This window comes from Microcoleus sp. B6-A1, assembly GCF_036705085.1.
Taxonomy (GTDB): Bacteria; Cyanobacteriota; Cyanobacteriia; order Cyanobacteriales; family Microcoleaceae; genus Microcoleus.
This window is the reverse complement of sequence record NZ_JAUBTU010000020.1, coordinates 73,110-91,283: the sequence shown is the minus strand read 5'-3', so window position 1 is coordinate 91,283 and position 18,174 is coordinate 73,110. Positions and strand designations below refer to the sequence as shown.

The window sequence follows — 18,174 nt, the reverse complement described above, 5'->3', positions numbered from 1 at the left end:
TGTTGGCAGATATCAAGGATTCCAGCAATAGTTACTTATGATAGCATAAGTGTAACTAAATCTACATTCGAGCGCGTAAAGAAATATTAAAATCAAAAATTTTGATTGTGTTATTTATAAAATTATCCTATGTATTCAATTACTGTAATTAAACTTCACTACATATTTATTACTACCTACCTGTTTATCTTGCACACTTTTTTCGATCGCGCGATCACATAACCAGGCTCTGTAACCTTTCTGCACTTATCCAGCAAGCCCTAGCTAGTTGGCGATTTTTAACCAATCCCGACACATTTAAATCTTCCAGTGCGATCACTTGATTTTCCTTCACTACACGGGTTGATAGTTTGTGCAAGAAATCCTTGCGAGTGTCCGAGACTTGGTTGTGCAACTTCGCAATTTGTAGGCGCGTTTTCTCTCTCCGTTTTGAGTCTTTGGATTGACGTGCAAGTTGGCGCTGTTTGCGACGAATCCGCTTGTCCAACCTGGAATAGCTGGGACTTACAATCTTTTCACCTGTACTCAAGACAGCAAAGGTTTTAATTCCCAGATCAATGCCAATAGATGGATTAATTGCTTTCAAGTTAGAGGGGACAATCTCCACTACAAAACTAAGGAAGTAACGACCTCCACAATCTTTGATAACAGTTACCGAGGTAGGTTCAGAAGGTAAGTCTCTTGTCCAAATAGGTTTAACATTTCCAATCTTGGCCAGATAAATTTCATCACCTTTGATGGAGAATCCACGCTGTGTAAACCGCGCTGATTGCCGACTCGTTTTCTTTTTGAATCGCGGCGCACCTACCTTTCTCCCTTTTCGCTTCCCTTTGAGAGAGTCAAAGAAGTTTTGATAGGCAACACCTAGATCCGCCACGGACTGTTGTAAGGGGACTACAGAAACATCATTCAACCATTCCCTTTCTTGATTTTTCTTAGCTTGGGTGATGACGAGTTTTTGTAATTGCCCATTCCTGGGTAACTTTTCGGCTTGCTTGCAGGTAGCCAGAGCATCATTCCATACAACACGAACGCATCCAAACAACTGAGCTAAACTCTGTCGCTGTTGGTCGGTTGGATAGAAACGATACTGGTATCTAGACTTCATACTGCAAAGCGTTTTAACCTCAATTCATGATCACATAAAGTGCGTCCATTGTGTACCCAATCATGAAAGAAAATCGGTTAAGTATTCGAGTCTCTAAAAACCGCATTGAAAAGCTGAGACGAATTGCTGCACAACGAGAAAAGACGATGACGCAAATGATTGAGGACTGGATTGATAAACTCAAAGAAGAAAAGCCGTCAAGCTTATGACGGGGCTTCAGACCCACTATTTTGGTGAAAATTGAAGGTTTTGCTAGTCGGAGGTCGCGCTCAGATGTCCGACTAGCCCCATTGTTGTCAAACCTCATCCGCTGCAACTACACACAAATATATTTAATTTTTTAAAAACTTTAATTGGTTAAAAAATTAACCCTTACTTATTATTAATAGTTATCCAATTTTCGAGTCTAGGCGCGATAAATTATCTTTGCGCTTTCCGGTGGTGTCGATCGACAAACTGCTTACCTCGACTTCCACATTCAGTGAAATCCACAAAGGAATTGTCAAATTTTCCTCACGTCTGTACAGATGCCTTCTACCTTCTGCCTTCGAGTGACGCCCCATCACCCCCAACTCCTTTCCGCCTGAGGGAAGAGAGTAAGAGACGGAGGTCGCCGACTGCGACTCTTGGTTACTCAACGCCTGGGTTAGGTTCTAAACCCCAGTGGTGTTTCAGAAAATGGCGGTACATGGTTTCTCGTAGCATCATTTGCTCGTAAAGCTTGACCAAAAACTCCTGAGCTTGTTCACGGCTCATGTCACTTACCTGTGTTTTGAATGAACACAGGCTAAATTGCTGTTCCAAAGACAATTCTGCTGGTTGGCTCATGACTTTGACTCCTCTGTAAGTAAAGGTGACTTAAAACTGAACACCTGGATTAACCAGATTTGTAAGTTGTTTCAGCGATCGACCGTTGGTTTCGGGATACCCGATTGCCCATCTGGCTTGAGTATATATTACAAAAGGTAACAATTATTTGACAAAATTACCATCTGTCCTAGGAAATAACTTACTTAGGGATAGAGATGGCGAGATGCCTGCAAAAGTTCCTTCCGCAGGCATATACAAGTCTATCTACTTGTCAAGAGAAAAAAGGCTCAGTACGAACCAAAAGAATTGAAGCCCTTTATACCAAATCCGGCGGTGAGAATCTCCGCGAGGGGGAGAGCGGAAGAGGGGGAGAGGGGGAGATGAGGAGATGGGGAAAGGGGGAGATTGAAAGATGAGGAGATGAGGAGAGGGGGAGATGAGGAGAGCGGAAGAGCGGGAGAGCGGGAGATGAGGAGATTGGGAAAATTTCTATTTCTCTGTTCTCCCTTCTTCCTTCTCCCTTCTTCCGACGGACATCGGACTGACATCCGTTACATCCGTTACATCCGTTACACAATCCGTTGCCGAACCTTCTTCCTTCTGACTAATTCGACGGCCCGCCATCCTGCGGTGGAGTGGCGATTTCGGGTCTGACATTGGGAGCAGCGGGTGCAGGCGAAACAGGAGGAAGGCCCTGATTTGCCCCAAAGTTACTAGGCTGCTGTGGAGCCGGGAGAGGAGATTGAAACTGATTGGGATTGAACTGCTGCTGCCCAGGAGCCGGGAGAGGGGATTGAAACTGATTGGGGTTGAACTGTTGCTGCCCCGGAGGCACAGGAGACGGCAGGGGTTGACCGGAATTGCCGATCGCAGGTGCTGCAGGAATGCCAGAATTGGGAAGCGAGGTATTGGGCAATGGGGAGGGAGCCGAACTAGGAAGAGTTGCCAGGGCAACTCTATCGCCCCCTACCTCTCTCAATTTGTCTAAAACCTCGACAACTTTGGCATATCTCGCATTTTGAGGAGCGTACAGCACCATCAACCCCGTAGGATTTTGGCTTTGGAAACTCTTTAAAACTCGATCTAGCTGTTGGTAATTAACAGGCAATTGGTCGATATAAGTTTGCCCGAAATCGTCAATGCTGACAATCAGCATCTCTCGCATCTGCGTTTGTCCAGTCTTCGCTTTAGGCAAATCCACATTAATGGCTTGCTGCCGAGTCAGTTGCAAAGCCGCCAGCAGAAAAAACGTCAGAATGCAAAAGATCACGTCAATTAAAGGCACCAGCTCAATCCGAGCCTCTTCAGCAGGAGTATCTAGATTAATCTTCATCAGTTCTCCTTGGTTCTAATTATTAGAAGGTGAATCTTCAGCCGGATCGGAACCTTTCAATTTCGGCTCCCGATTCCGTTCTCCCGGTTCTTGAGAATTGAGAGAACGCCTGTTCAAACCATCGGAACCAAAGGAAGAATTGCTGTATTCGGCACCGGGCGCTCGACCCTTAGCATTAGCAGCAGGCCAGTATTGTCTGTAAAGCAATTCGAGTTCATTTCCAGCTTTGCGAAATATTTTTGCCTGGTTGAACAAAAAAGCTTGAAATATGCGGTAAAACACCAAGGTAAAAATTGCTACTACCATCCCAGTAGCAGTCGTGATCAGCGCCTCGCTAATCCCCAAAGTTACGCCAGTTGTTGCCGCCGTGCCGATGTCGCCCAGACGGATGGAACTGAGCGAGTTAATCAAGCCCAAAACTGTTCCCAGCAAGCCCAGCAAAGGCGCCAGAGCGATCGTAGCTTCTAAGATTTTGTCACCGCGACGCATCGAAGCCAACTCTTCATCGGCTGCAGCTTCGAGTGCGAGTCGAAACAAATCTGGTTCGGGATTGTAGAGCCGCAGGGGTGCAGAAAGAAATCGCCCGATCGGCTGTCGGTTAGCTTGTCTGGCAATCTCGTTAGCCGCCCCCCAATCGCTGCGAGCCGCTTCCAGAATGCGGTTAACTATCTGCTTTTCTTTGCTCAGGAGGCTTGCCCAAAACCACAAGCGCTCGATAATTGTACTCAAAGATAAAATCGATAACAGCAACAGGGGCCACATGGCGGGGCCGCCTTTTTGAAACAGTTCTTGAATATTCACAATATTTTTGCTCCTGCAGTACCCGCTAACTTTTGCTTCTGTTCTACTTTTTTTAACAAATCTAAGGCCATTTAATTTTAGCTATTAATGTACTCAGGACTTACGCACTCGCCACTAAAGAAAGACGGTTTTGCGAAGGGGGCATCGGGGTGCAACGAAGTATTTTTATCGAGGAAACCCGGTTTCTGGGTAAGTCTTGGTACTGTTGTCTAGTGCCTACGGGCGATGGGCGGCGACTTCCTCACAATTCCTCTAAGTCTTGACACATATCTTGGAGTGACTGGTGTTGAACGCGGCGGGAAGAGCGACGATATTTTTTAGTTTGCAGCTTCGGTTCGTAATGCTGCGTACCATCCGACTTGGTTTGCTGCTTCAAACTTGCCTCGGCGCTGCTGGAGTTTTGCAGAGCTTGTTGGCGGACGATCGCCTCTTCGAGAAACTGCAAGTAATACTCATAGCGCTCCCAACCGCCCCGCACCACACAGTTAGGCTCGTCTCGGTGCGAACAGTCGCTAAACTGGCAGCTACCCAAAGCCAGCCTCTGGCGCGCTTCTGGGAAATATTCCGCCAACTCTGAGGGATCGCATTCGAGAGCCGGCTGATTAAAGCCCGGAGTATCGGCCAAAAGTCCGCCGCCGGGGAGTTCAAATAGTTCGACGTGGCGAGTCGTATGGCGCCCGCGGCCGAGTTTGCCGGAAACAGCGTTCACTCGCAGATTCAGGGCCGGGATCAGTTGGTTGATTAAGCTGGACTTGCCAACCCCAGAAGGGCCACAAATTACCGTTATTTTTCCTTGCAAATGGCTCAGAAGGAAGTTCGGCAACGGGCTATGTACGGGCTTTAACGGATGTAACGGATTGACCGAATTTGGCAATTGGGGGTTATCCTCAGAACTCAGCATAGATGGTTCTATTTTCTCCACTAAGTCATGGAAAGCTGGTTCCGATGCAGAAACTTCATTTTTACGATTAGCGGGGGATTCCTGAACTCCTAAACCGCTGCGGACGCTAATAAACATTGGTTCGTAGCCCCAGCCTGAAAGCCGATCGCGCCACTGTTCCAACTCCTGGGGCGTGACCAAATCGCATTTGTTCAGGCACAAACTCACCTCTAAACCTGTAGATTCTGCCTTCACTAAAAACCGAGTTAATGATGCGGGATCTAAGTCGGGTTCAGCAAGGGCAAAAACGAGGAGAATGCGATCGGCATTAGCTACAGGTGGGCGGTTGAGTTCTGTTTGGCGGGGGAATACTTCAGAAATTGCTCCCCGGCGGTCAGTCCAGTCCGGTTCGTCTACCACCACGCGATCGCCCACCATCACCTGTTGGCCAATTTTTTTCAGTCGAGTGCGACGAGTGCACAGGAGAGTCGGAGAATCAGCGAGGGGAGCCTTTTTCCCGTCAATGGAGACTTCGGGATCTAACCTCACTTGGTAGAAGTTAGCCTGAACAGCAATTACAGTACCCACGATCGAGGGTGAATTCAGGCTCATCCTGCTTCCTTGTCTTCTGGGCGCTGCACTTTCATTGAAAAATAGCCCGACTCCGGCTCATCCGCGACAAATTCCGTTTCGAGAATCTGGTAGCCTTCCATTTTGAGACTATCGGGCACTTGTTCGATCGGCTCCCCAGCATCCAGCCACACTTCCAAAACTGAGCCCGGTGCCATTTGCTCCAAGCGCAGTTTAGTGCGGACAAAATTCAGAGGACACGGAGTCCCACGCAGATCGATTTTGGCATCTGGGGATTTGGGACTTTCAATTTTCGATGTTGAATTCATAATGTTTTTGGCAATCTGCTTCATAAAACTTACCTAAACTTTTCTAAAGCCATCTTTAGACACAATTTCGAGTTTACTTCCTACGCTGTTGGGTAGACGGCTAATCCCAAGATAAGTAGGCTATCCCCCTCACGCCGAGGGTTCCCAGTTTAAAATATTCAAACTGGCATTCAAATCACGATCTAAAGATATGCCACAAACTGGACAGTCAAAAATCCGAAGACTTAGTGGCATATCTTTTTTACTGCCACAATTAGAACAGGTTTTAGAGCTGGGAAACCATTGGTCTACCAACACTAGACTAGCTCCATACATTTGGCACTTGTAATCGAGTTGACGTTTGAATTCGTAAAACCCTAGATCTGATATTGCTCCAGCTAACTTGTGATTCGCCATCATCCCCCGAACGTTCAAGCTTTCAATCTTGATTAGTTTGAACGTTTGGGCTAAATAAGTTGTTAGCTTGTGAAGGAAATCTAAGCGAATACGAGCTATCCGCGCATGAAGCCGACTAATTTTATTGTAGGTTTTGCGCTGGTTTTGGGAACCTTTTACCTGTTTTGATGCTTTGCGTTGCAATTTAGGAAGTTTGGTTTTCGCTTGCTTTAATGGTTTTGGCGCATCAAAGACCTGCTGAGTTGACAGCGTGGCAAAAGATTTAATGCCCATATCGATCCCTACAGAGTTCTCAGGTTGTCGAACTGGCAAACGTTCGGCATCAACACAAAAAGAAACAAACCAGCGACTCCCTTCTTTTGAAATCGTAAAAGTTTGAGAGACGAATCCGCATTCTAATGGTTCATAAAGTCGAAAAGTTCCCAAAGTAGGAATCTTGATGGTGTTGCCAGCGATTAGCAGGACTTTTCCACTAGACGAGTCAACAGTGAAAGATTGACCATCTCGTCGGCTCGCCAATTTCGGATGACCTGCTTTTCCAGAGCGATATCGGCTAAAAGCATCTTTCAAATCAATCAAAGCATTTTGATAAACTCGGCTAGACAACTGGTTCATCCAGCCGAATTCAGGCTGTTTCTTGACGTAGTTGGTAAGAACTTTTTTAACTTCGTTGAGTATCTTTGAGTCTGTAAATTTCCCCTCGCCATACATTTGAGTCCGTAAATTCAACCCAAAGTTAAATACTACGCGCCGGAATCCTGCGTGTTTTGCCATCAAGGTCGCTTCCCGGTTATTCAATTTGAGCGCTCGCTTGACGGCAAACATACTAAAACTTCCTCAATGGCGATTAACTGTGAATAAGTTTAGCGAACTATTTGGTACTTAAGTCTTGCTCTCTCCAGCGAACAATAGTCCAAACTACATTTACGCGAATTGACCCAATCTTTGATTTTTCGCAAAGCGTAGTTATAAACCTTGCGAGAAATTTCCAACCAATGAAGCATCGTTTCTTCTTGGTTTGCGTCGGGATAAATTCGGTAGCAGTAGTTCATGATAAGAGTCATACAGTCAACTCTAAGACAGAACTATGGGTCTATAAACCTACATCTGCTACCGATTTTACGCCTGATTGACCGGATAAAATCGGTCTGGGGGCGTCCATGTATCCCAACACCAAATCCAAGATTATGGTGTGGGACTTATTGCTCCCCCAGACCCCCTCGAATAGTTAAACAAGTTGCCTGGAAACTGGAGAATCTAAAATTTTGTGTCCAATTGGACACAGACTATTATTCTTTCTCAAAAAAATGAGCGCAATTGCGCTCACTTTTTTGAGCGCTGCTGAAACCGAATGCCTAGAAAGCGTCCCACCTGCCATTTTTGTGGGCAATTGCGCCCAAAATTTTGACGGCTGTTGAAACAAATTGCCGGGGAATCCTCAAACAGGAAAATTTGACACCAATTGGTGTCAAAAATTGCTTATTTCTGAAACAAATTGCCCAGAAATCCTTCCAAGCCGCCTTTACCGGTACGATCGCCCTTCAGCTTAGCAAGCTGCATCAGCAATTCCCGTTCCTCAGCCGTCACCTTAGTCGGAATGTCAATAGACACCGTAATCAAATGATCGCCGCGACTGACTGGATTTCCCAACCGAGGCACCCCTTTTTTCTCCAGAGTCAGAACAGTATTTGCCTGAGTTCCACTAGGAATCAACAATTCTGTCGGCCCGTCTACAGTTTCCACTTCCAACCGGCACCCCAAAATTGCTTGCAAATAACTAATCTTAACTTCCGAGCTAACGTTAGTGCCGTCGCGCTTAAATAGCGGGTCTTCATTCACCGCCAAGAACACGTAAAGATCTCCGGGTGGCCCGCCCAGTTTGCCGGCATCCCCTTCATTGGAAACCCGCAAGCGAGTACCGTTGTCAACCCCAGCCGGAATTGTGATTTTCAGCTTTTTCATCACTTCTTTCTGGCCGCGGCCGCCGCAAGTTTCGCACTTATCCTCAATCACTTGCCCGGTGCCGTTGCAAGTGGGGCAAACTGAAACTTGAGTAAAGCTGCCGAAAGGAGTGCGGGTAGCGCGTCGGACTTGACCACTGCCGGTACAAGTCGAGCAAGTTTGGGGTCGGGTTCCCGGTTTCGCGCCAGTCCCGGTGCAAGTTTCGCAGGTTTCTAAATGCTTGATGCGGAGTTCTTTTTCCCCACCAAACACTGCTTCTCGAAAATCCAGCCGCAAATCGAGGCGCAAATCGTCTCCGCGCACCGGCCCGCTGCGCCTGCGACCTTGCTGTTGTGGCCCACCGACGCCTCCCTGAAAGCCCTGAAAGAAGCTTTCAAAAATATCGGCAAAGCTGTCACCAAAGTCTTGGAACCCAGGTGCACCTGCACCGCTGACGCCTGCTTCCCCGAAACGGTCGAAACGAGCCCGGGTTTCTGGTTCTGAGAGTACCTCGTAGGCGCGGTTAATTTCTTTAAACCGCTCCTCGGCACCGGATTCTTTGTTGACATCTGGATGGTACTTGCGAGCTAGGCGGCGGTAAGCACGCTTAATTTCTTCTTTGTCTGCGCTACGAGAAACGCCTAATATTTCATAGTAATCACCGGCCATAGAGCTGCTTGCCTGGAGGTAAATAACAAAAAGTGTACGAAAAAGAAACGGGCGACCTTTCCTGAAATTACCGATTAAAAATCAAAAATTCTCATTGTTAATTTTTAACTTTTAATTTTTAGCTTTTCAGTTTTAAAGGAAAGGATTCATATCATCAACTTCTGGTTCGGGAACCTTCTGTTTTTGTTTTGACTGTGGATTTGACTGTGGATTTGACTGTGGATTTGACTGTGGATTTGACTGTGGACTTGGCTGTGGATTTGACTGTCGTTTTGACTGTCGCTCCGGCTTTGATTCCGGCTTTGATTCCAGCTTTGGTTCCGGCTTTGGTTCCGGCTTTGGTTCCGGCTTTGGTTCCGGCGCCACCAGCAGCTCTTCTTTCAGCAAAATGCTGTCGTCGTCCGCTTTAACCTCTTCGGGTTCTGATGATTCTACTTCTGACATCATCTCGCTTTCCACAACAGCTCCTGACGGGGCTACCCCGCTGCGGGCTTGGTCGTAGACCGCTGTCCCCAGCGAGTATAGCAGTTGCTTGAAAGATTCGATTGCGGGGGTGAGTTCCTCGATTGTGATGTCGGGGTTCGTCATCGCTGCCCGCAAGGCTGCTGCGGCTGTTTCCGCTTCGGCCTTGAGGTCGTCGCTCAGCAGTTGCGCGTTGGTTTTTAAAGTTACACCACAATTATAGACGAGGGAGTCAGCTTGATTTTTGAGTTCGACGAGTAGAGCGCGCTTGATGTCTTCGTCGGCGTAAAGTTCGGCTTCTTGTCGCATCCGCTCGACTTCGGTTTCGCTCAATCCCCCTGTATTGGAAATTTGGATGCTTTGTTCTTTTCCGGTTCCCTTGTCTTCAGCAGCCACTTTGAGAATCCCGTTGGCATCGATTTCAAAGGTAACTTCAATTTGAGGTACGCCACGGGGAGCTGGGGGAATGCCTTTGAGCAGGAATTTGCCGAGACTTTTATTGTCTTTAACCAATGCCCGCTCGCCTTGGAGTACGTGAATTTCTACCGAGGTTTGCCCGTCTGCCGCCGTGCTGTACATTTGCGATCGGCTGGTGGGAATAGTTGTATTGCGCTCTATTACTTTGGTGAACACCCCGCCCAAGGTTTCGAGTCCCAGGGATAGCGGCGTCACATCGAGCAGCAGCAAGTCTTTGACTTCACCACCCAACACCCCGGCTTGAATTGCCGCGCCTACGGCTACAGCTTCGTCGGGATTGACGGATTTATCGGGAGAAACGCCCCCAAAATACTTGCTAATTGCCTTTTGAACTGCCGGAATCCGGGTTGAGCCTCCCACTAAAATAATTCTGTCTATGTCTTTGGGGGTCAAACTTGCGTCTTTGAGGGCTTGAGTCACCGGATCGATCGTCGCTTGCACCAAATGAGCCACCAGTTTTTCAAACTGAGCTTTGGAGAGTTCCATTTCCAAATGCTTCGGCCCTTTTTCGTCAGAGGAGATGAAGGGCAAATTGATTGAGGTGGATTCCCGGTTGGAGAGTTCGATTTTTGCTTTTTCGGCAGCTTCTCGGAGGCGTTGCAAGGCCATTTTGTCTTGTGAGAGGTCACTGCCTTCTTGAGTGCGGAAAGCTTCTACCAGCCACTGGACTATGCAGTCGTCAAAGTCATCTCCTCCGAGATGGTTGTTACCGGAGGTAGCGTTGACTTCAAAAATTCCGTCTCCCAGTTGCAGGATCGAAACGTCGAAAGTACCGCCGCCCAGGTCAAAGACCAAGATTTTCTGTTCTATATTTTGCTTGTCCAGCCCGTAGGAAAGGGCTGCCGCTGTCGGTTCGTTGACGATCCGCAGGACTTCTAGCCCCGCGATCGTACCGGCGTCTTTAGTAGCTTGCCGTTGGGCATCTGTGAAGTAGGCTGGCACTGTAATCACGGCTTGGGTAACAGTTTGTCCCAAATAAGCTTCAGCATCTTGCTTGAGCTTTTGGAGTACCATTGCCGAGATTTCTTGGGGAGTGTGAACCTTGTTCCGAATTTGGACGTTAACGGTATCGTCTTTGCCTTTTATGCAGGTATAGGGAGTCCGCGCTCGTTCTTCTTCCGTGTCGTCCCACCGCCGTCCGATAAATCGTTTGATACTGTAGACAGTATTTACAGCATTAGTTACAGCTTGCCGCTTGGCTAGTTGACCTACTAAGCGATCGCCCGCCTTGCCGAATCCTACTATACTCGGAGTTGTGCGCCCGCCCTCGGAATTGGCGATCACGACGGGTTTACCGCCCTCTAACACAGCTACGCAACTGTTAGTTGTGCCTAAGTCAATTCCAATAATTTTTCCCATAGCGCCTCATAAAACTTTGTGGGATGTTTGGAAACCTCCAACTACAGGTTGGGGGAGGAAAAACGACTCAGCTTGTTCAAACAAGCATTACCAGACCAGATTTGTAGGAAATAAACTTGATGTCCTAAAGCAATATCAAAGACGGGTAAAAACATTTTTCAGAATTTTTGGATCAAGCGCTGACCTGCTTTTAGTCATCTTTAATTCAGAAGTTGGTGAGTCTGCCACCTTGGAACCCCCGAACTCTATTCGGGGGTCAGTGACTTTGAGGAATGCAGTAGCTTGTATCCCGATTAACCTTCCGAACTATCGGGATTTTCATCTGAGGCTACCACAGATAGCCCAGCCGCTGCAACTTTCACTTTGGCGTGCCGCAAGACGCGATCGCCCAGAATGTAGCCGCGTTCTAGTTCTTGGATAATTGTTCCTTCCTCGTGTTCGTCAGTTGGCTCGCTCAGCAGAGCTTCGTGGAGGTTGGGGTCAAACTGTTCACCTTCGGGGCGCATCGGAGAAACCCCGATTTGCTTGAGGCCGTCTACCATTTGCTTGTAAACGCTTTGGTAGCTTTTGTGAATGTTCATTTCGCCATCGGTTTGCGGCTTGATGTGCGATCGAGCGCGCTCGAAATTGTCAATTACCGGCAACAGGGGTTTAATCGTGAGACACCTTGCCTGTAAATCTAGCTCTTCTTTTTCCTTTTGGGTACGCCTGCGGAAGTTCTCAAAATCTGCTGCTAGGCGGAGATTTTGATTTTTCAGTTCTTCTAGTTGAGCCGATGTGGCTTGCAACTGAGTTTTTAAAGCCTCTTTTTCATCGTTGGCCTGGGCCAGTTCCTTCTTCCAAGGCTCCGCCGCGTCTGCAGTCGGACTGTTGGTTGAACTGCCGGTGACGGTAGACCCCGATGCGTTTGCTGGGGTGCGATCGCCCTGAGCACTTTGATAAGCTCGAGCAAGTTCGAGCTCCCAATCGGCCGATTCGTTCGAGTTTCCTGATGCCGCCGGATTTTCGCTTGCCATTGGCGAACCCTCTGGGGTGGTTTCCCCTGTTGAGTTAGGATCTTGATCTTGCTGTTTTTCCTCGTCAATCATAAAAGCTGCGCGACAGAACCCTATCAATTCTAGCAGATACAGTTAACCCGGTAAATCTAGAGGACTCGAATTCACTGTGTATGGCACAATGTGAAAAGAGGAAGTCTCGCCCGATCTGGAGACATTGCTCAAAGCTTTCCATAAAATATTCAAAGCCCCGTTTAAATATTTAGGTATAATATTATTATGGCATTAATGGGGCAAACCCAACGTTTGTTGGTTCCTCATTTTTAATTAACGCGATCGCATTTACAACAATTTTTATAAGTCTATTTTGCTGTTAACTCTACTACAAAAATCCCCTATTATGAGTCTGGATGTTCCAAGGTTTACTTAAAACGATAGGGACTTAAAGTTATCAGCGGTCAGGCTGTTTTAGTCGCAAGATGACGCTGGCTTTTTTCACCATTTGCTGAGTTTCCCAAGTCGGGAGAAAGAGGAATTTGTATTGAGTGAGTAAGTAGTTAGCTCTGTGCTTGTGTAACTCCGATACTAGGTTGTTAATCCTGATGCGAATTGGGACTAGGGTTTTTGTGATTCGATAACGCCGAACTGGCTTGATGTCTAGATTTGTTTTCATTCAAATTATAGACAGTAGCTGTCTGGCGGAGGCGATCATGTTTAGATGAGATTGATATCTAACTTGCCTATTTCCAAGATTTCTGAACCGTCAAGCTTAGGTCACAAAGGTTCGGACACTAGGGTAGAATCAAAGTAATATTTACTGACCCAAAACTAGAGTTGCTCAAAATTTGCCCTGGGGGCTCATGCAGCCGACGATCGGGCAGTGACCGATCGCAGATAATTAATCAAAATATATTTCAAAAGGGCGATCGAGGCTTTCGTAAAAGCTATCATCACAGAACATAGCTCATCTTTAATTTAGTACAGCTAACCGCGCCACCACGGGCGCTGTAATTTGAGCAAACAATTTGGGAAAATAGAATTAGCCTGGGAAGGGGACACACCCCGCCCCGCTTTTCTCTCCCGGTACGGGGAACCCCCAAGTGATGTGCCCTGACGCTATAACGAGAGTATCCCGCAAGTTAATCAGGTAAGTAAGCAACTTAGCACTCAACGAACAAGATTTGATTGCAAGCATCGGCAAATCCCTCCAAGGTCTCGTCAATTTGTGGACGAAGCTTAGAGGGGACTGCGAGCTTAAACTTGAGAGATAGGGATTGAGCAAGAAAATGATAGCTGATCCATAAGCAAAGAATACGGGGGTTAAAACCCCGCGTTGGTTTTCCTCTCAGCACTTTTTGTGACTGAGTTTCCCACCTATTGAGTGTTTTTTATGACTAGCACATCCCCGCTGCGCTCCACATCCATAGTTTCTGTGAGCCAATTTACTCCGGCTATCACCAAGATGATTCAGTCGGGTTACGTCAACGGCGAGCAAGTGAAGCAAGCTCTAGTTGATAGCCGGAACTCCGGCAAGCGGTTGACGGAGGTATTAGAAGCACTTACGGGGCAGCCGTTGCCTCCAGAATTGCTGCGACTTTACAAGAAGCAGCAGATGTTTGAACGGAAGATAGTCTACGGGGTTGAAGCATTTGACCCGGAGATGAGCGAAATGTCTAACGAGCAACTCGGAGTTATGCTCGATGCGTTGAAGATTTCGATCGACATTTGTCACCAAGGTCGGTTTTTACCAGTAGCGAAGACTGAAACTGAGCCGGCGGCGGTTTTAGTGGCAATGGTAGATCCCGACAACCTCAACGCCATAGAAGATTTGCGGCGGATTTTACAGCCTCACGGCTTGGCTTTGCAGCGACGGGTGATTACGCCGGACGACTATCAGGACATAACTTCTACCTATCAAGACGAACAAGTTAAGAGGGAAGCTAAAAAAGCTGAAATCGAAAAGCAGAGAAAGATGGATCTAGGGGAGGGAGATTTTGGCGAGCTCTCGCTAGAAGAGGAGAGTAGCGACCAAGAAGACCTCGCTAACACCTTGGACGATGCTGAGGCGGCTCCGGTAATTAAGGCCGTCAATATCATTTTGGCTAAAGCTTTGTCGGAAAAGGTGTCTGACATCCACGTAGAACCTCAAGAAGAGTTCATGCGGATTCGGATGCGGAAAGACGGGGTGCTGCAAGAGTATTTCCGGTTTCCCAAACAGGTAGTCGCATCGATTACCGCTCGTTTCAAGATTATTGCCAACCTGGATATTGCCGAACGCCGACAAGCTCAAGACGGCCGCATCCGCCGGGTATTTGAGGGACGCACGGTCGATTTCCGGGTGAACAGCTTACCTTCGCGGTACGGCGAAAAAATCGTGCTGCGGATTTTGGACAGTTCCAGCACTCAGTTGGGTTTGGGTTTGTTAATCTCCGACGAAGAAACTCTGGCTTTAGTGCGAGAAAGTGCTAGTCGTCCGTTCGGACTGATTTTGGTGACGGGGCCGACGGGTTCGGGCAAGTCAACTACTCTGTACTCGATTCTGGCGGAACGGAACGATCCGGGGGTTAATATCAGTACGGCGGAAGACCCGATCGAATATGCTTTGCCAGGAATTACCCAATGTCAAGTAATTCGGGAAAAAGACTTGACTTTTTCCAACATTCTGCGGGCATTTTTGAGGCAAGACCCTGACGTGATGCTGGTGGGGGAAACGCGGGACACGGAAACGGCAAAAACGGCTCTGGAAGCTGCTTTGACGGGACACTTGGTGCTGACGACGCTGCACACGAACGACGCGGCCGGGTCGATCGCCCGTTTGGCCGAAATGGGCGTAGAACCGTTCATGGTTTCGGCCGCTCTGTTGGGCGTTTTGGCTCAGCGTCTGATGCGGCGCGTTTGCGACAAATGCTGCATTCCTTACCAGCCTACTGCCGCAGAACTCGGCAAGTACGGTCTGTCGCCTTCTAAAGAAATTGATCTCACTGTTTACAAAGCCAACACTATACCGCTGGAGGAAAGGAAGGAACTCGCAGAACGCGAGCAACTTTGTCGGAAGTGCGGCGGCCTAGGCTACAAAGGACGGGTAGGGGTTTACGAATTCCTGAAGAATACTGAGCGGCTTCAAACTCTGATCACTCAAGGAGCTCCCACAGAGCAAATTAAGGAAGCAGCAGTAGAAGAAGGGATGAAAACCTTGTTGGCTTACAGCTTGCAGTTGGTGCGGGAAGGCGCGACTACTTTTGAAGAAGTCGAGCGGGTGACGTTTACAGACTCTGGGCTGGAGGCTGAAATGAAAGCAAAAAGCAAGCAGGGACTTACCTGCAAAACTTGTCAGGCGCAATTGAAGCCGGAGATGCTGGATTGTCCGTACTGCTTGACACCACGCTTTTTGGATTGATTCAGCAGTTAACTGTTGACTGTTAACTGAGCTAGATTGGTCAATAACTATCAATTTGATCGAGGAGAGGTATCTATGGGTCTGATGATTGAAGACGTACTGGAGTCCCTGGTAGAGCAAGGGGGTTCGGACATACACATCCAAGCGGGCGCGCCTATATTCTTCCGAGTCAGCGGTAAACTAACTCCTCAGACTCAATACGGCGACATTCTGTCTGCTGAGGAAGTGCAGATCCTGATTTTCCAAATGCTCAACAATATGCAGCGCAAGCAGTTGGAAATGGAGTGGGAACTCGACTGCGCTTATGGTGTTCGGGGATTGGCTCGGTTTCGCGTTAATGTCTACCGGGAGCGGGGTGCTTGGGCTGCTTGTATGCGGGCTCTGGCTTCTAAGATCCCTAATGCAGATGCTTTAGGCGTGCCGCAGATTTTGCGGGATCTGACGGAAAGACCCAGGGGTATGCTGTTGGTGACGGGACAAACAGGTTCCGGGAAGACTACTACGATGGCGGCGTTGTTGGATCTGGTCAACCGGACGCGGGCGGAACATATTCTAACAGTTGAAGATCCGATCGAATATGTGTTTCCTAATATCAAGAGTTTGTTTCACCAGCGCCAAAAGGGCGAAGATACTAAGAGCTTTGCTAATGCGCTGAAAGCTGCTTTGCGCGAAGATCCTGATGTAATTCTTGTGGGGGAAATGCGGGACTTGGAAACGATCGGTCTGGCAATTTCGGCGGCAGAAACGGGTCACATGGTGATGGGAACGCTGCACACTAATTCGGCTGCTGCAACGATCGATCGGATTTTGGACGTGTTCCCGCCCATTCAACAACCCCAAGTTCGCGCCCAGGTGTCTAACTCTTTGGTGGGAATTTGCAGCCAAAATTTGGTAATAAAAGTTGGGGGCGGCCGCTGCTGCGCTATGGAAATCATGGTAAATACTCCAGCTATGGCTAACTTGATCCGGGAGGGCAAAACTCCGATGATTTACTCCCAAATCCAAATGGGGGCAAAATTGGGTATGAGGACGATGGAAATGGCCCTCGCTGAACTTTACAAGAGCGGTAAAGTCACTTGGGAATCGGCAATGGCCAAGGCTTCTAAGGCTGACGAACTCGAACGCTTGATCGGCCCGGCACCTGTTGGTAGCGCCCCGGTAAAAGCTCATTAATTCCGTCAGCAGTCATTAGTCATTAGTTATAAGTCATTGGTCAGTTGTCAGTTGGCCGTTGACCGTTGTTATTAATTATGGGTAACAACTAACAACTAACAACTGACAACTGACAACTGACAACTGACAACTGACAACTAAGTTTTAATAAATTTTCAGAGGTGAGCTGTGGCTACCAACGTTATCCGCCAAAAACCGAAAGGTGGCTTTGATTTCAGTAAGATTCAGGAGCAAATTGAATATAACCTTACCAGTCTTACTGTTAAGGATATGGCTATTTTTGCTCGTCAGTTTGCGGCTATGTTTAATGCAGGGGTGGCGATCGTTCGATGCCTTTCCGTGCTGCACGAGCAGTGTTCTAATGCTAAGCTGAAGCGAGCGCTCAGGAGCATGAATGCTGACGTGCAGGAGGGGATAAACTTGGCAGAGGCGATGGCTAAGTTTCCTGATGTTTTTGACCAACTGTTTATCAGTATGGTGGCGGCGGGAGAAGTCGGGGGGGTACTCGATGAAACCCTAGACCGTCTGGCCGTGATGATGGAAAAAAATCACAAGACGGAAGCCGAAATTAATTCGGCTATGTCTTATCCGAAGACGGTGTTTTCTATCGCGATCGTGATTTTTTTCGCAATGACCATATTCTTGCTACCAACTTTCGCTAAAATCTTTAAGGATATTGGTGCAGATTTGCCAGCATTTACGTTGTTTATGTTGGCAATTAGTGCATTTTGTACGGCTTGGCCTCCCATTCAACAGATAACTGTTATTGGGGTAATTATAGCGCTAAAAATTGCCTTCGATATGTACTACAAAACTCCCATAGGTCGCCTACAAATTGATAGGATTGCGATGAAGTTGCCGATTTTTGGAGATTTGATCGAAAAATCTGCTGTGGCTCGGTTTTGCGTGATATTTGGGTCACTAACGCGATCGGGCGTGCCGATTCTCAATTCTTTGGAAATTGTGCGAGATGTGGCGGGAAATCAGGCGATATCTAATGCGATCGAATATGCGAGACAGGAAATTCAAAGCGGCGGCATGATCAGTATTGCTTTGCAAGAACAAGCTGTTTTTCCGTCTTTGGCCATTCAAATGATGGCAATTGGCGAGGAGACAGGGGAACTTGACAAGATGCTGATGAAAGTTGGCGCTTTCTACGAAACGGAAGTGGAAGAAGCAGTAAAAGGACTTACCAGTATGCTAGAACCTCTGATGATTGTGGTCGTCGGTGGTATCGTAGGTTCGATTTTGCTGTCGATGTATCTGCCAATGTTCGCAGTGTTCCAGAAGCTGTAAAAAAGAGCTAATTAGTTATTAGTTATTAGTTATTAGTTAGTAGCAATTAACGCATAACCAATGACTATTTCAATCTTTCCCAGGCTCTGCCTGGGCAGACTTTTGGAGGAGGCATAGCCTCGATTAAAAGGAGAAAACAATTTGGAGGCAGAGCCTCCAAATCTTCATTACCAGGGTC

17 protein-coding genes are annotated in these 18,174 nt (G+C 47.6%); 4 read left to right on the top strand and 13 right to left on the bottom strand.

What is annotated here, in order from left to right:
- Positions 1-214 precede the first annotated feature (214 nt).
- Positions 215-1,108 carry a transposase gene (locus QUB11_RS09885; RefSeq protein ID WP_333203893.1) on the bottom strand — a complete coding sequence of 298 codons (894 nt, stop codon included), beginning with the start codon at positions 1,106-1,108 and terminating at the stop codon, positions 215-217.
- A 62-nt stretch (positions 1,109-1,170) separates the two neighbouring features.
- Here QUB11_RS09885 and QUB11_RS09880 point away from each other — a divergent pair, with 62 nt between their 5' ends.
- Positions 1,171-1,317 carry a ribbon-helix-helix protein, CopG family gene (locus tag QUB11_RS09880; protein WP_333257186.1) on the top strand — a complete coding sequence of 49 codons (147 nt, stop codon included), beginning with the start codon at positions 1,171-1,173 and terminating at the stop codon, positions 1,315-1,317.
- Between the two features lie 180 nt (positions 1,318-1,497).
- On the opposite strand, the gene QUB11_RS09875 is transcribed toward QUB11_RS09880, so the two are convergent.
- The 12 genes from QUB11_RS09875 to grpE all read right to left on the bottom strand — a co-directional run bounded on the left by QUB11_RS09875 (position 1,498) and on the right by grpE (position 12,223).
- The gene (locus QUB11_RS09875) at positions 1,498-1,671 is read right to left on the bottom strand and encodes a hypothetical protein (RefSeq protein ID WP_333153496.1); all 174 of its coding nucleotides are present in this window, start codon (positions 1,669-1,671) and stop codon (positions 1,498-1,500) included.
- Positions 1,672-1,738: 67 nt separating this feature from the next.
- Positions 1,739-1,936 carry an NblA/ycf18 family protein gene (locus QUB11_RS09870; protein WP_006635253.1) on the bottom strand — a complete coding sequence of 66 codons (198 nt, stop codon included), beginning with the start codon at positions 1,934-1,936 and terminating at the stop codon, positions 1,739-1,741.
- A gap of 471 nt (positions 1,937-2,407) precedes the next feature.
- On the bottom strand, positions 2,408-2,542 hold the full coding sequence (locus QUB11_RS09865) for a hypothetical protein (protein WP_333203887.1): 135 nt from the start codon (positions 2,540-2,542) through the stop codon (positions 2,408-2,410).
- A complete protein-coding gene (locus QUB11_RS09860) occupies positions 2,523-3,251 on the bottom strand; it encodes a biopolymer transporter ExbD (protein WP_333203885.1) in 729 nt (242 codons plus the stop codon). Before QUB11_RS09860 ends, QUB11_RS09865 begins: the two co-directional genes overlap by 20 nt.
- Before the next feature lie 15 nt (positions 3,252-3,266).
- Complete coding sequence (locus tag QUB11_RS09855) at positions 3,267-4,052, bottom strand: MotA/TolQ/ExbB proton channel family protein (RefSeq protein ID WP_333056048.1); 786 nt, start codon at positions 4,050-4,052, stop codon at positions 3,267-3,269.
- A 241-nt stretch (positions 4,053-4,293) separates the two neighbouring features.
- Positions 4,294-5,544 (bottom strand): ribosome small subunit-dependent GTPase A, encoded by a 1,251-nt coding sequence (gene rsgA / locus QUB11_RS09850; RefSeq protein WP_333203882.1) that lies wholly within the window; start codon positions 5,542-5,544, stop codon positions 4,294-4,296.
- A complete protein-coding gene (locus QUB11_RS09845; protein ID WP_333203880.1) occupies positions 5,541-5,831 on the bottom strand; it encodes a sulfurtransferase TusA family protein in 291 nt (96 codons plus the stop codon). Before QUB11_RS09845 ends, rsgA begins: the two co-directional genes overlap by 4 nt.
- A 129-nt stretch (positions 5,832-5,960) precedes the next feature.
- The gene (locus tag QUB11_RS09840) at positions 5,961-7,052 is read right to left on the bottom strand and encodes an RNA-guided endonuclease TnpB family protein (protein ID WP_333203879.1); all 1,092 of its coding nucleotides are present in this window, start codon (positions 7,050-7,052) and stop codon (positions 5,961-5,963) included.
- A 38-nt stretch (positions 7,053-7,090) separates the two neighbouring features.
- Positions 7,091-7,279, bottom strand: coding sequence for a helix-turn-helix domain-containing protein (locus QUB11_RS09835; RefSeq protein ID WP_333203897.1), 189 nt, complete (start codon positions 7,277-7,279; stop codon positions 7,091-7,093).
- Between the two features lie 427 nt (positions 7,280-7,706).
- Positions 7,707-8,837, bottom strand: a complete 1,131-nt coding sequence (gene dnaJ, locus QUB11_RS09830; protein WP_333056045.1) for a molecular chaperone DnaJ — start codon at positions 8,835-8,837, stop codon at positions 7,707-7,709.
- A 132-nt stretch (positions 8,838-8,969) separates the two neighbouring features.
- Entirely contained in the window at positions 8,970-11,135 is a 2,166-nt protein-coding gene (gene dnaK / locus QUB11_RS09825) for a molecular chaperone DnaK (protein WP_333203877.1), read from the bottom strand.
- A gap of 293 nt (positions 11,136-11,428) precedes the next feature.
- Complete coding sequence (gene grpE / locus QUB11_RS09820; protein WP_333203875.1) at positions 11,429-12,223, bottom strand: nucleotide exchange factor GrpE; 795 nt, start codon at positions 12,221-12,223, stop codon at positions 11,429-11,431.
- A gap of 1,297 nt (positions 12,224-13,520) precedes the next feature.
- Here grpE and QUB11_RS09815 point away from each other — a divergent pair.
- From QUB11_RS09815 to QUB11_RS09805, 3 genes are all read left to right on the top strand, one after another.
- Complete coding sequence (locus QUB11_RS09815; RefSeq protein WP_333203871.1) at positions 13,521-15,527, top strand: GspE/PulE family protein; 2,007 nt, start codon at positions 13,521-13,523, stop codon at positions 15,525-15,527.
- Between the two features lie 75 nt (positions 15,528-15,602).
- The gene (locus tag QUB11_RS09810) at positions 15,603-16,700 is read left to right on the top strand and encodes a type IV pilus twitching motility protein PilT (RefSeq protein ID WP_333085111.1); all 1,098 of its coding nucleotides are present in this window, start codon (positions 15,603-15,605) and stop codon (positions 16,698-16,700) included.
- 168 nt (positions 16,701-16,868) lie between these two features.
- A complete protein-coding gene (locus QUB11_RS09805) occupies positions 16,869-17,996 on the top strand; it encodes a type II secretion system F family protein (protein WP_333203868.1) in 1,128 nt (375 codons plus the stop codon).
- The last annotated feature ends 178 nt before the right edge of the window (positions 17,997-18,174 follow it).

Bases quoted from the DNA above. Each gene is read 5' to 3' on its own strand.
- QUB11_RS09885 (WP_333203893.1), bottom strand. From the start codon at position 1,108: ATGAAGTCTAGATACCAGTATCGTTTCTATCCAACCGACCAACAGCGA.
- QUB11_RS09880 (WP_333257186.1), top strand. From the start codon at position 1,171: ATGAAAGAAAATCGGTTAAGTATTCGAGTCTCTAAAAACCGCATTGAA.
- QUB11_RS09875 (WP_333153496.1), bottom strand. From the start codon at position 1,671: ATGGGGCGTCACTCGAAGGCAGAAGGTAGAAGGCATCTGTACAGACGT.
- QUB11_RS09870 (WP_006635253.1), bottom strand. From the start codon at position 1,936: ATGAGCCAACCAGCAGAATTGTCTTTGGAACAGCAATTTAGCCTGTGT.
- QUB11_RS09865 (WP_333203887.1), bottom strand. From the start codon at position 2,542: ATGGCGGGCCGTCGAATTAGTCAGAAGGAAGAAGGTTCGGCAACGGAT.
- QUB11_RS09860 (WP_333203885.1), bottom strand. From the start codon at position 3,251: ATGAAGATTAATCTAGATACTCCTGCTGAAGAGGCTCGGATTGAGCTG.
- rsgA (WP_333203882.1), bottom strand. From the start codon at position 5,544: ATGAGCCTGAATTCACCCTCGATCGTGGGTACTGTAATTGCTGTTCAG.
- QUB11_RS09845 (WP_333203880.1), bottom strand. From the start codon at position 5,831: ATGAATTCAACATCGAAAATTGAAAGTCCCAAATCCCCAGATGCCAAA.
- QUB11_RS09840 (WP_333203879.1), bottom strand. From the start codon at position 7,052: ATGTTTGCCGTCAAGCGAGCGCTCAAATTGAATAACCGGGAAGCGACC.
- QUB11_RS09835 (WP_333203897.1), bottom strand. From the start codon at position 7,279: ATGAACTACTGCTACCGAATTTATCCCGACGCAAACCAAGAAGAAACG.
- dnaJ (WP_333056045.1), bottom strand. From the start codon at position 8,837: ATGGCCGGTGATTACTATGAAATATTAGGCGTTTCTCGTAGCGCAGAC.
- dnaK (WP_333203877.1), bottom strand. From the start codon at position 11,135: ATGGGAAAAATTATTGGAATTGACTTAGGCACAACTAACAGTTGCGTA.
- grpE (WP_333203875.1), bottom strand. From the start codon at position 12,223: ATGATTGACGAGGAAAAACAGCAAGATCAAGATCCTAACTCAACAGGG.
- QUB11_RS09815 (WP_333203871.1), top strand. From the start codon at position 13,521: ATGACTAGCACATCCCCGCTGCGCTCCACATCCATAGTTTCTGTGAGC.
- QUB11_RS09810 (WP_333085111.1), top strand. From the start codon at position 15,603: ATGGGTCTGATGATTGAAGACGTACTGGAGTCCCTGGTAGAGCAAGGG.